Source organism: Chryseobacterium tructae (assembly GCF_030409875.1).
Lineage (GTDB): Bacteria > Bacteroidota > Bacteroidia > Flavobacteriales > Weeksellaceae > Chryseobacterium > Chryseobacterium tructae.
The window spans coordinates 3,589,824-3,603,363 of sequence record NZ_JAUFQR010000001.1 but is presented as its reverse complement, the minus strand read 5'-3'; the positions used below and the strand labels follow the sequence as shown (position 1 = coordinate 3,603,363).

9 protein-coding genes and 1 pseudogene are annotated in these 13,540 nt (G+C 36.0%); 8 read left to right on the top strand and 2 right to left on the bottom strand.

From position 1 onward, the window contains the following. Positions 1-126: 126 nt before the first annotated feature. The gene (locus tag QWZ06_RS17935; RefSeq protein WP_290300100.1) at positions 127-1,035 is read left to right on the top strand and encodes an AEC family transporter; all 909 of its coding nucleotides are present in this window, start codon (positions 127-129) and stop codon (positions 1,033-1,035) included. Between the two features lie 13 nt (positions 1,036-1,048). Here the strand turns inward: QWZ06_RS17935 and QWZ06_RS17930 are convergent, their stop codons facing one another. Further along, complete coding sequence (locus QWZ06_RS17930) at positions 1,049-1,798, bottom strand: sulfite exporter TauE/SafE family protein (protein WP_290300099.1); 750 nt, start codon at positions 1,796-1,798, stop codon at positions 1,049-1,051. 102 nt (positions 1,799-1,900) lie between these two features. Between QWZ06_RS17930 and priA the strand changes: the two genes are divergently transcribed. From priA to QWZ06_RS17915, 3 genes and pseudogenes are all read left to right on the top strand, one after another. Then, the gene (gene priA, locus QWZ06_RS17925; RefSeq protein ID WP_290300098.1) at positions 1,901-4,348 is read left to right on the top strand and encodes a replication restart helicase PriA; all 2,448 of its coding nucleotides are present in this window, start codon (positions 1,901-1,903) and stop codon (positions 4,346-4,348) included. A 160-nt stretch (positions 4,349-4,508) separates the two neighbouring features. Continuing rightward, positions 4,509-5,974 (top strand): annotated as a pseudogene (gene dacB, locus QWZ06_RS17920) (D-alanyl-D-alanine carboxypeptidase/D-alanyl-D-alanine endopeptidase). An 87-nt stretch (positions 5,975-6,061) separates the two neighbouring features. Next, a complete protein-coding gene (locus tag QWZ06_RS17915) occupies positions 6,062-7,996 on the top strand; it encodes a M1 family metallopeptidase (protein ID WP_290300097.1) in 1,935 nt (644 codons plus the stop codon). Between the two features lie 27 nt (positions 7,997-8,023). Here the strand turns inward: QWZ06_RS17915 and QWZ06_RS17910 are convergent, their stop codons facing one another. Beyond that, positions 8,024-8,902: a cupin-like domain-containing protein gene (locus QWZ06_RS17910; protein ID WP_290300095.1), complete on the bottom strand. Its 879-nt coding sequence runs from the start codon at positions 8,900-8,902 to the stop codon at positions 8,024-8,026. Positions 8,903-9,060: 158 nt separating this feature from the next. Here QWZ06_RS17910 and kbl point away from each other — a divergent pair, with 158 nt between their 5' ends. The 4 genes from kbl to gldG all read left to right on the top strand — a co-directional run bounded on the left by kbl (position 9,061) and on the right by gldG (position 13,468). Beyond that, positions 9,061-10,257 carry a glycine C-acetyltransferase gene (gene kbl / locus QWZ06_RS17905; RefSeq protein ID WP_290300093.1) on the top strand — a complete coding sequence of 399 codons (1,197 nt, stop codon included), beginning with the start codon at positions 9,061-9,063 and terminating at the stop codon, positions 10,255-10,257. A 192-nt stretch (positions 10,258-10,449) separates the two neighbouring features. Continuing rightward, complete coding sequence (locus QWZ06_RS17900) at positions 10,450-11,001, top strand: CopD family protein (protein ID WP_290300091.1); 552 nt, start codon at positions 10,450-10,452, stop codon at positions 10,999-11,001. Between the two features lie 64 nt (positions 11,002-11,065). Continuing rightward, entirely contained in the window at positions 11,066-11,794 is a 729-nt protein-coding gene (locus QWZ06_RS17895; protein ID WP_290300090.1) for an ABC transporter permease, read from the top strand. Positions 11,795-11,797: 3 nt separating this feature from the next. Beyond that, positions 11,798-13,468: a gliding motility-associated ABC transporter substrate-binding protein GldG gene (gldG, locus tag QWZ06_RS17890; protein ID WP_290300089.1), complete on the top strand. Its 1,671-nt coding sequence runs from the start codon at positions 11,798-11,800 to the stop codon at positions 13,466-13,468. Positions 13,469-13,540 lie beyond the last annotated feature (72 nt).

The following is a 13,540-nucleotide window of genomic DNA, read 5'->3' as shown; positions in this document are numbered from 1 at the left end:
GAATAGCGAAAGAATTTGTTCTAGTTGCACATCCGGAATCGGCAGAAATTCTACTCAAAAAAAGATAAATTTTACCCTTCCAACTCAAAAATCAGCCGTAACTTTGCAGCATATTTCTTTATAGTTATGGTAAATTTTGTTCTGATTGCAGTGTGCATTATTGCAGGAATGATATTCAAAGCAACAAAATCTATCCACCCGGATGCCCACAAGGGGATCAATACCTGGATTCTTTATCTTGCTCTACCGGCAGTTTCATTCAAATATCTGCCGAAGGTACAATGGACAATGGAAATGCTTTTTCCAATTGCAGCCACTTTCTTAGTTTCTGTATTCTGTTTCTTTTATGTAATGTTTTACAGTAAAAATAGGGGATATTCAAGACGTTCCAGAAGTACCTTAGAACTGGCCAGTGGGTACAGCAATACCTCATTCATCGGATTCCCTTTGATCAGTGCTTTTTATGGTGAAAGCCTTTTAAGTATTGCCATTATTTGTGACCAAACCATGTTTTTTGCCCTTTCAACATTAGGGATTATTGCCGCAGTGAAAGGAGGAAGCAAATCAGGAAAGGTAAGTGCTGTATTTATTTTTAAACGATTAATTACATTTCCCCCATTAATAGGTTGTATTTCCGCATTGGTGTTATCTCAATTTGTTGATTTAAGCGTTGCAGAACCACTTTTTGATAAACTAGCTGCTACCGTAAGTCCATTAGCCCTGTTCTCAGTTGGATTACAGCTGAAGTTTAACGGGTGGAAAAAACTGATTCCTCAAATGTCAGCTTCCATGCTTTATAAATTGATTCTGGCTCCGGCAATGGTATTGGGAATGGCTTTATTATTGGGAATAAGAGGAGATGTGGCAAAAATTACCATATTTGAAGCGGCGATGCCTACATTGGTAACCTCAAGTATTATTGCAGAACAGTTCAGGCTGAATACAAAGCTCACCAATCTGATCATCGGTGTCAGTATTATTGTAGGGTTTTTTACCTCTGCGATGTGGTATGAGATAATAGATATTATATTCTAAATATAGGTTTCGGCTAAAAAAAAGTTTTTATAAAGAAAACGATGGTGATCAGAAAATTGAAGAATATAATTCCGGTTCTTAACTTGACCGGATCAAGTTTTTTGGTAAAATGTGCACCAAAATATCCGCCTAGAATGGTAGCAGCCATCATGGTACAGGTTTCCGGCCAGTATATTTTATCTGCTAAAATAAATAAGATAACGGCCGCAGCATTGGCTATTCCTGTAAAAAGTGTTTTATTAGCATTAATGATTTTAATGTCTGATAAACCGAATAATGACCATACAGCCATCATCATAATTCCTACTGCGCCACCAAAATAACCGCCATATATTCCTAAAATAAACTGAGCACCTAAAACCAATCCGGAACCAATCTTAATTCTTTTTCTAAGCCAGTTGCCGGCTTGTTTTCCAAATGCAAATGCGAGAGAACCTAATAAAAGAAGCCATGGAACAATTAGCTTAAAATCCCCTGATGGTGTATATAAAAGAAGCAAACCTCCTGCACATCCCCCCAAAAGAGTAAAAATAATCATTGCTACTATTGAAATATTGGGAAAAGGCTGAATGTACTCTTTGAATTTCCAGGCACTGGCTAAACTGCCGGGAAATAATGCTACCGTACTGGAGGCATTAGCCTGAATCGGAGGAACACCCGCATAAATAAAAGCGGGAAAAGTAATGAATGATCCACCACCGGCTGCCGCGTTCAGAGCACCCGCTATAAGTCCTATCAAAAATAATAAAATATAATTTTCCATGAAAAAAATGGTAAATAAAGATAAGACAAAATAGGTGTAATCATTAACAAAAAATTGCAGTTCTCTTCAGAAAAATCTAATTTTACACTTTAAATATTTCCCTTGTCATACGCTCAAATTGTTTTACCGCTGAATTTAAAAGGATCCTTTACCTATAAGGTTCCGGAAGAACTGATGTCTGAAATTCAGCCGGGAATGCGGGTGTTAGTACCTTTTGGTGGAAAGAAAATCTATACCGGAATTGTTTTGGAACTTCATGACAATGCTCCGGATAACTTTGTAGCAAAGGATGTCATCAGTATTTTGGACGAAAAACCAATTCTTCCGGAAGAACAGATCCGTTTCTGGAACTGGCTTTCCGATTATTACCTGTGTAACCTTGGCGAAATTTACAGATTGGCTTTTCCATCTTCATTAAAACTGGAAAGTGAGACGTATTTAAAATTAAAACCAGGAATAGTTGTTGACTTTGAAAATCTGGATGTCAATGAAATGTATTTGATTCAGGCACTGGAAGTAAGACAACTAGTTAATCTTACAGATATTGAAGCATTTATTCCTAAGAAAGAAATTATTAAAACCATCAATTCTCTGATTGATCTTCAGTATATTGAGATTGATGAGAAAATTGCAGAAAAATATAAAGCTAAAGAGGTTGCTTATGTAAGAATCAATGATAGCGTTTTAAGCAATCAGAATCTTACCGAAATTCTTTTAAAACTTAATAAAGCCCCTAAACAGAAAGATCTGTTCCTCCTGATTTTGGAAAAACAGACTGAAAAACCTGATCTTCATATTAAAAAAGCCGAATTATTTGAAGACGGCTATTTTGGAAGTTCTCATTTCAAGGCATTGGCAGACAAAGGCCTTGTTGAAGAATACTATATGCAGAAAGATAGGATTGAAAGTTATGAAGGTGAAATTGAAGAGATCGAAGAGCTGTCTGAGGAACAGAAAATTGCAAAATCAGAGATTGATGAAGCTTTTGAAGAAGGAAAAAATGTACTGCTTCATGGCGTAACATCATCAGGAAAGACCCATATTTATTTAGAGAAAATTGAAGAATGCATCCGGGAAGGAAAGAATGTTTTGTTTTTACTTCCTGAAATTTCTTTGACTAAGCAGATTACCCAAAGACTTGAAAAAAAATATGGCAGACAGTTAGGCTTTTACCATCAGAAACTGACAGATTTTGAAAGGGTAGAAGTATGGCGTAGAATAAAGCAGAATGATATCCAAATTCTTGTAGGAACTAGAAATGCCTTGTTTTTACCGTATCAGAACTTAGGATTGATTGTGGTAGATGAAGAACATGATTCCGCCTATAAGCCAAGAGAAGTTACTCCTTACTTTAATGCCAAAGATGCGGCATTGGTGCTGGGTGGTTTATATAAATCTGGAGTTATTCTGGGCTCAGCAACACCTTCTGTTGAAAGCTATTACAGAGCCAGAAAAGATAAAATGAAATACATCTTCCTGAACGAAAGGTTCGGGAATGTTAACTTGCCTGAATATGAACTGATTAATTTCAAAGAAGCTCAGGAATCTAAAAACGTATCCGGAAATTTTTCGACAAGGCTTATTGACGCTATTAAGCATACCATTGATGAAAAGAACCAGGCCATCGTTCTTCATAACAGACGTGGATATGCCAATGTTATAGAGTGTGAAACCTGTGGGTATGTTAATTATTGCTCCAATTGTGATGTAGTCATGACGTATCATAAAGCGGCCAATGAAATGAAATGCCACTATTGCGGTCAAAGAGCTTCAAAACCTCGAACCTGTCCGAAATGTAATTCTGAAAATTTGAATGAAAGAGGAGTAGGGGTAGAACAGATTCATGAAGAAGTTTCCAAACTCTTTCCTGAAAATGAGGTGGACAGAATGGATGTAGATTCAATGCGTAAGAAGTTTGCCTACGAAAAGCTGTATGAAAAAATTGAAGACGGGGAAACCGATATTGTGGTAGGAACACAGATGATTTCCAAGGGACTTGATTTTGACCACATAGAATTGGTGGCCATTCCTAAAGCTGATTCCTTATTATATGTTCAGGATTTCAGAGCGGAAGAACGAGCATACCAGTTGATCACACAAGTGTCTGGAAGAGCAGGGAGGACTTCTGGGAAAGGAAAAATTTTGATTCAAACCTATAATCCGGATCATTCTGTATTCCAGCTGATAAAGATGAATAATCCGGCGAAGATTTATAAATATATCCTTACTGAACGTCAGAAATTCCATTATCCGCCGTTTACCAAGCTGATTATGATCGAACTGAAACATCGAAGAGATGATAAAGTAGATCGTGCCTCTCAGTTTTTAGGATCTATTCTGAGAAAATACCTTCCTGAAGAATGTATTTTAGGACCAGAAAGAGCCCAGATCGCTAGGCTGAATAATTTATATCAATTCCAGATTTTATTAAAATTACCCCGTGGGAAAAACTATGAAAAGTTTAAAAGCTTGGTTTTGATAAGTTTGAAAGAATTCGATGAGATTACTGCTTACCAAAGCATTAAAAAGGATGTTTTTGTCGATTTTTAACAATTTTTAACAAACTTTACACTCTTTTATAAGACGTCTGTGATCCGTTTTATAACAATAATTTCTACTTTTGGTCGTTGATTAAGTGTTTGGCTTTTTAATTGAATGATTTAACTTATCATTTTTTATAGGCTCAAACTATAGAACAAAAAAAGGATAGATGGTAAATTTCAGAAAATATATTTCAAGTGCAGCGGTGTTGGCTTCCGGTCTTTTCCTGGCGCAATCTACCGTTTCTACTGTTCTTTACTCTCAAAATTACGACAATCAGAAAAACAGCTTAAACCTTCCGTCGCCAGCGAGCTCGATGGAGAGAAGCGTTTTGTCGGCTAAAGAACTTGTAGACATTAATGTAAACACAATGATGGCGGATCCTGTGCTGAAAAATGCAACGTGGGGATTCGTGGTGTATGACCCGAAAACGAAGAAAGTAATCTCTTCGTACAATGAAAGCACTCCGTTAGTGCCAGCTTCTACTACAAAATTACTGACTACAGAAACAGCATTAAACCTGCTAGGAGAGAACTATCGTTGGAACACTCAATTGGAGTATTCAGGAACGGTGGATGAAAACGGAACTCTCAATGGAAACCTGTATGTGGTTGGAAGTGGAGATCCATCTTTGGGTACCAATAAAGCAGGAGCAGGATCTTACAGAGACATTATTTCAGATTTCATAGGTGGACTTTCACGTGAGGGAATCAGAAAGGTAAATGGTGATATTATTATTCAGACAGCGCTTTTCAAAGGCAATATTGCAATGCTTCCGGAAAATGTTGTATGGCTAGAAAGCAATAATTACTATCTGCCTGCAGGAACAACTCGTGCTATTAACCCGGCTAATGAAAAATTGATTGTTAAGAAATCAGGTTTCTCCACAGAAAAGAAATACTTCTATGTTTCACCCTATGCTCATCAGATGGTGTATGCTGAAAAATACGATGGAGATGGGGTTTTAACAACAAAACTTCCAGATGCACCAGCTTACCTGGCCAATTCTTTCAGAACCAGTCTGGTAAAAAGTGGAATTGCTGTTACCGGAAAAGTACTTCCTAAAATGACAGATGCGGCGCCAGAGAATAGAAAAATGATCTCTGTATACAAATCTCCAACTTTAGGTGATATTATTTATTATACCAATCAGCATAGTGATAATTCATTAGCAGAAGCGTTGTTAAAGACAGTTGGATTTCAGAGATTGGGTGATCAAACATCCGAATCAGGAAGAATGGTAGTGACTGAGCATTTGAAAGACGCCGGTTTGATATGTTGGGTCTGAATTATATAGACGGAAGCGGGCTTTCAAGAAGTAATAATGTAACTCCAATTTCTCAGGTGAAGTTTTTGACTTCTTTAATGGATGAAAAATATTACAGATCTTATTTGACGTCTTTACCTATTGGCGGACAGTCTGGAACATTGAAAAGAATGTTCCTTGGAACTGGAAACGGACAGGTTTTTGCAAAAACGGGAACTTTAAATAAAGTGAAGACATTGGCTGGGTATCTGAAAACCAATTCCGGTAAAACGTTAGTTTTCTCTTTGATGGTTAATAATTACTCAGGATCAGTGGATATGGTGAAGAAAAGAATGGAGAAGATTCTTGAACCAGCGCTGGATCTTTAGAAGCAGTTTATTTTATATATTATAAAAACCTTTTAATCAATGATTAAGAGGTTTTTTTTATATTTGAAGAATACAATATCCCTGCATATGAAAAAAATGTACCTTCTGATGCTGAGTTTTTTGATCACTCAGCAGGTTTATGGCCAAAAACAGGATCATAATATCGAAATGAAAGGTTTGGTGAAAAAAGAAATGAAATCTTTTGCCAAGAAAATGCCAGTCGGGAATATCAACCCTAATACTCTGAATTATGATCTACAGTATCAAAGGATGGATTTAAATATTAATCCTGCTGTTAATTCTGTATCAGGATCTGTGACTTCTCATTTTAAAACGAATCAAAACATGGGAAGTATTTATTTTGATCTTTCCAATATTCTGACGGTTTCTCAGGTACAATACCATGGAAACAGTATTCCGTTTCAACAGTTGCCTACTAAAGAAATTAAAATAGATTTTCCAACTTCTATTTCTGCAAGCACTCTGGACTCATTGACTATTCATTATTCAGGCTCTCCAGACCCATCAGATAATACGGTTATGGTAGGAACTCAAGGAGCCGGAATCCCCGTTTTTTCTACCTTAAGTGAACCTTATGGAGCACAAGATTGGTTTCCAACCAAACAAAGTCTGAATGATAAGATTGAAAGATTTGATTTTAAAATTACGACACCTTCTCAATATAGTGTTGCAGCTAATGGAAAACTAATGTCTGAAATCATATCGCCAACTACCGGGACGAAGCTTACCTTTTGGAGGACGATGTATCCTACTGCGGCTTATCTTATAGCATTATCTATTACCAATTTTGCTAAGCAAAATTCTACAATCGGAAATCCTCCATTTCCATTTGTTAATTATATTTATCCGGGAACAGCTGGAGATCCAGTTAAGGTCTCCACTATTGAATGGACAAAACAAATAATGGAGACTTTTGAAACCTATTTCGGCCTTTATCCTTTCCGTAATGAAAAATATGGACATATGGAATACCTGAATGGAGGAGGAATGGAGCATCAGACCATGTCTTCCATGAGTGGATGGACTAAAGGTCTTATTGCTCATGAACTTACTCATCAGTGGTTTGGAGATAAAGTCACTTGTGGAAAATGGAATGATATATGGCTGAATGAAGGTTTTGCTACTTTTGGAGAGCACTTAGCCAATGAAAAGTTGATCATGACCAATAGTGAGTTCATGAATTATCTGAATGGTCAAATTAACTATATTACCAGTAGTGTAGGAGGGACTATTTATGTTCCGGATGCGGAACTTAATAATGAAAATAGAATTTTTGACAGCAGATTATCTTATGCTAAAGGAGGTTATATTTTAAGAATGGTAAAATGGATCTTGGGAGACAATGCTTTTTATCAGGCACTTAAAGAGTATCATGCAAGACCAGCACTGGCCTACAATTACGTTAAAACAGAAGATTTCAAAGCTTCTTTACTTCAGTCTACAGGAAAAGATTTTACAGAATTCTTCAATGACTGGGTATATAGAGAAGGATATCCAACCTATGCCATAAAATGGAAACAAACGGGAACTCAGCTTACCTTTAAAGTGTCTCAGACACAAAGTAGTCCTACAGTTAGCTTTTTTGAACTGCCATTACCGGTAAAAATCACTGGAACAGGTGGTCAGACTGCTTATTTAGTACTGAATAATTCTTTCAATAACCAATATTTTAATGAAAGTATATCGTTTCCTATAGTCAATATTCAGTTTAATTATGAATATCAGATTTTAGAAAAGAACTCTACTGTGGCTCAGGATAATAGTTTGAGTATTTCTGAAATAGAAAAAGATGGTTTTGCTTTATATCCTAATCCTGCCAAAAATGAGCTTTACCTAAAAGGGATTGATAAAGAAACAGAATATTCTATTCATGGGATTGATGGAAAATTGATCAGAAAATCAGTATTCAAACCTGGTAAGGCAATACCGATTGGGGAACTTACTCCTGGAGCCTATATTTTTACAGTGAATGAAAAACATATGAAGTTCATTAAACATTAAATACTGTTTAATATCATATAAAAGCTTTCAAATTTGAAAGCTTTTTTGTTTACTGAAAGCTTTTGCACCTCTTTTATTGGCTATTTTTATCTTGTATTTGAACCACTTTTCTTTAAATAGATTTCGCATGATATTATCAAAATTTCGTGTAATAACAAGGTTTTTAAATCCACGCCATTTTTCAAGTGCGCTTGATGGCAGCGCTCTTACCGATATGGAATATCCTCCGGTTTCATATTGTATATAATGCCACCATCCGGATGGAATGTATAATGTTTCACCGGGATGGAGAACGGCCTCATAGCCATTTAGGTAAAGTAAGGCAGGATATTGTCTATAGTCCGGATTTTTAATATTAGGCAAGCTATGGAAATTATAAGGCAGTTTATACATCAGGTCAGATTGTTCCCAGGGAAATAACCAGATTCGTTTAATGCCCTCAAATTGGGTGATGAAAACGTGAGACATATCAATGTCAATATGATTTCTGGTAGCAGAGCCCTGGCCACCGAAAAACATGAAAGGGAGCCATTTTAATATTTTACCATTGGTAACATCATTGTAGATAATATCATTTTTGAGTTCTGGTTTTATGCTTAATAGATTAAATAAAAACAGTCGATGTTCAGTAGGGCTAGAGTCTATCAGATCAAGATATTCAGAAAAAGTAGTCTGTGCAATAGGCTGGCTCGCCACTCTGTCCATAGAATCCATTTCACTGCCATAGATGTCTACTTTTTGACTGCCTGCTATTTCTTTGAAATATTCATAGTTCCACTTTTGAAATGCCGGGCTTTCAGGATCTACAAAATCTTCGATAATGACAGGGATCTGAGGTTTCATGTGGTTATTGATAAAGTTTCTTGAAACGAGTTTCTTTGTTTTCTTTACTGGAATCAATTGCATATTCAGAAATTTTAAACAAATATAAATATTATCCTACTAAATTAGTAGACTAATAATGTTAAAAAAGAACCTGAAGATCAAATTTTAGAATTAAGCTTATAAAAGGTTTTATTTTACTGCCTTTTTAGTAAATTAGCACATCTAAAAAATTACTAAAAATGATTTCTGAAAAATACCTACAACATTTACAGAACGAACTTCAAAATATTGAGAACGACGGACTTTACAAAAGAGAAAGAATCATCACTTCTCAACAGAGTGCAGAAATAGAAGCAAATGGAAAAAAGCTTTTGAACTTCTGTGCGAATAATTATCTTGGATTATCCAACAATGCAGAGGTAATGAAAGCTTCTCAGGATATGATTCAGTCTCATGGGTATGGAATGTCATCTGTACGTTTCATCTGTGGAACTCAGGATATTCACAAAGATTTAGAAAAAAAGATCGCTGATTTCTTAGGACTTGAGGATACGATTCTTTACGCAGCAGCTTTTGATGCTAATGGTGGTGTTTTTGAGCCTTTATTTACTGAAGAAGATGCTATTATTTCAGATGAGTTGAACCATGCTTCCATTATTGATGGAGTACGTCTTTGTAAAGCAGCAAGATACCGTTATAAGAACAACAATATGGCGGATCTTGAAGCACAGTTAATCGCTGCTTCAGAAAAGAATCACCGTTTCAAAATTATTGTAACGGATGGAGTGTTCTCTATGGATGGAATTGTAGCGGATCTGAAAGGAGTTTGTGATCTTGCAGATAAATATGATGCATTGGTAATGGTTGATGATTCTCATGCCACCGGATTTATCGGGAAAACAGGAAGAGGAACGCACGAAGCGAATGAAGTAATGGGTAGAGTAGATATTATTACTTCTACATTAGGAAAAGCTTTAGGAGGTGCTTTAGGAGGGTTTACTTCGGGTAAAAAAGAGATCATTGATATGCTGAGACAGCGTTCTCGTCCTTATTTATTCTCGAACTCATTAGCGCCAGGGATTGTAGGAGCTGCTTTGAAGGTATTGGATATGATTTCTGATGATACTTCCCTTCGTGATCAGGTAATGGAAAATGCAGACTATTTCAGAACAGAAATGAAAGCTAAAGGCTTTGATATTCCTGATGGAGATGCTGCTATTGTTCCGGTAATGCTTTATGATGCACCACTTTCTCAGAAAATGGCTGAAAAACTAATGGATGAAGGAATCTATGTAATTGGATTCTTCTACCCTGTAGTACCAAAAGGAAAAGCAAGAATCAGAGTTCAATTATCTGCTGCTCATACAAAAGAGCATTTGGATAAAGCCATTGCTGCTTTTGAAAAGGTAGGAAAAGAATTGGGAGTGATCTCTTAATTTTTGAGTTGAATACAATCAATACAATATAATCTTCGGCTCGGGCAGCTTCGCTGCCCCGAGCCGAAGTATTTTTTTATATAGCTGTATTTTTTTAAAACTTTTGATCCGAATAGTAGCTTTTCCCAATCAAAAGAAAATTATTTTTAAAAATTATATAATAAGCTTATCTTTGCTGTTAATTTTTTCTGAATGCTTTATACAATCATCAAAGCGCTGCACATTATTTTTATGGTAAGCTACTTTGCGGGAGTCTTTTATCTCGTAAGAATCTTTGTTTATTATAAGGATACCGACGAATTTCCTGAAGAAAAGAAGAAAATTCTGAGGGAGCAGTATACATTTATGGCCAGAAGGCTGTGGAATATTATCACCGTGCCTGCCGGAGTGATCATGGCAATATGTGGATTGGTTATGATCTTTTTAAATCCGGGACTGATGAAGATGGGATGGTTTCATTTGAAGCTTACCTTCCTGATCGGGCTTGCCATTTATCATTATTGGTGCTGGAAAAAAGTGCTACAATTAAAAGCATTAAATGGCAATACTTTGGAAACGGCCAACATCAAATTGAGACAGGCCAATGAAATAGCGACCTTTATTTTATTTCTGGTGGTGTTTACCGTAATTCTAAAATCTATGGTACTTGAGTACTGGTGGCAATTAATTGCAGGATTTTTCGTTCTTGTATTTCTGATTATGATGACCGTAAAACTTGTTAATAAGAATAAAAAAAACAAATAATTGTTTAAGTAAATGAGCAGGTGTGTTTTATACCTATTTACTTTTTACATTTTACTAAAAAACTATGATTGCAATTTTAAAGAAAGAACTTTGGAGTTACTTTGGAAACTGGAGTGCATGGGTAATTATTGCCGCCTTCAGTTTGATCGCCACTCTTTTTCTGTTCTTTTTCGACAACGATTCAAATATTTTTGAGATCGGAGCAGCTTCGCTGCAGAGCTATTTTGTGCTGGTTCCATGGCTTTTAATGTTCATTATTCCCGCACTTTCCATGAAAACTTTTGCTGAAGAGCAGCAAACGGGAACATTAAACTGGTTGTTTTCACAGCCGTTAAAGGTTTCAGAATTGGTAGGGGGAAAATTTCTATCTGTATGGATTGTTGGGGTTTTATGCCTGATTCCATCATTAATTTATCTGTATACAGTTTATGTGCTGGGAGTTCCGGAAGGTAATATTGATATGGGGATGACCTTTGGAAGTTATATTGGGCTGATTATTTTAATCGCTGCTTTTTCCGGAGTTGGAATTTTAGCTTCTTCTTTATCTCAGAATCAGATTATGGCTTATTTGTTGGGAGTTTTCATTTGCTTTATTATGTATTTTGGTATCGAACAGCTGGCGAGTTATAAACTCTTAGGTGGTGCAGATTTTATCCTTCAGAATATAGGGTTTTACCAACATTTTCTTGGGTTTACAAGAGGAATTATCGATTTCAAGGATGTTGCTTATTTTATTCTGGTAATCGGTGCATCCCTAGTATTGTCTAATCATTTTATTAACAAAAAGAAGTAGATTATGAAGAAGATCAATGCTAAATCTCCATTGGGAATTTTCTTAATTGCCATTATTCCTTTGGTGATCATTCTTACCTATTCAGGAATCAGACTGGATTTAACCAAAGAAAAAAGATATACGCTTTCTGAAAGCACTATTAAAGTATTGGAATCGGTTAAAAAACCTTTAACCGTAGAAGTGTACCTTGAAGGTGATTTTCCGGCGAGCTTTAAACAACTTCAGGGAGAAACTAAATTTATGCTGGAGGAATTCAGAAAAATTAACCCGAAGATCGATTTCAAATTCATCGACCCTATTAAAACAAAGATGTCTCAGGATACTTTGATGGCAATGGGAATGCAGCCCTCAATCCTTCCGGATATAAAGGATGGAAAAATTTCACAAATCACACTTTTCCCGTATGCAGTTATAAAATATGATAAAGACGGAGTTTCTATTCCGCTGGTTGTACAGCAAGCAGGTATTGATGCAGATCAGCAATTAACAAGATCCATCGAAGGTCTTGAATATAACCTGGTGTCCAACATTAAAAATATTGCAACTGATAAAAAGAAAAAAATTGGAATCTTGGTTAATCAGGACGAACTGAGCCCTGATGAATTTCAAGGATTTGTGCATCTTGCAATGGAAAATTATGACGCAGGACCTATTATTCCTAAAAACCAAGTTGAGCTTACTGCCGCAGATGTACCTTTATTGAAGCAAATGAGTGCTCTCGTGATTGCAAAGCCAAGAAAAGCTTTTACAGACAATGAAAAGGTAATTCTTGACCAATATATCATGAACGGTGGCAAAACGCTCTGGATGATTGATGCCGTAAATGCTGAAATGGATACACTGACAAGATCTAAAAAAGTAATGCCTTTCCCTGTGGATATCAATATGACTGATTTCTTCTTCAACTACGGATTAAGAATCAACAATGCATTGGTAAAAGATGTAAAGAAATTTGCTTTATTAAGACTGGTAACAGGAGAAGTGAGCGGAAACCCACAATATACAAGTTTGCCATGGCCTTATTTCCCTCTTGGAATTGCTGAAAATAATAATCCGGTTACTAAAAATATCAACCCTGTAAAATTCGAATTTCCTACTTCTATTGATACATTGGGAGGAAGAAAGAATATCAAAACAAAAGTTCTTTTCGAATCCAGTGAAAGAACATTGCTGAAACAGGTTCCGAATTATGTTGATCTGAAGGAAATTGCCACGGTAGACAGCTTAGGACAAATGGAAAAACCAAGCACTCCTAAGATTTTCGCAGTAGCACTGGAAGGTAAATTTAATTCTGCTTATGCTTCAAGGATTGAAAGAAAATCTTATCCTGGCTTTAAAGCGGAAAGTCCTGAAAATAAAATGATCGTGATTGCAGATGGAGATATAGGACGAAATAAAGTCATCAAAGGAAAACCGCTTCCATTGGGAGTAGACATGCTGACGAACGAGCAGTTCGGAAATGAACAGTTCCTTAGAAACGCCCTTGATTATCTATTGGATGACAGCAATCTAATGGAATTGAGAAACAGAAATATCGAAGAAAGACTTCTCGACAGGCATAGAATAGAAGAAGAAAGAACCACTTGGCAATGGCTGAATTTATTACTCCCATTGATTATTATTGGTCTTATCGGAGGATTGTTCTTCTGGCTGAGAAAGAAGAAATTTGGATAAAATAAAAGAGAAGCTGAAAAGCTTCTCTTTTTTATTTGAAAATGATTGTTTATTTAGACTTCAATTTTTTAT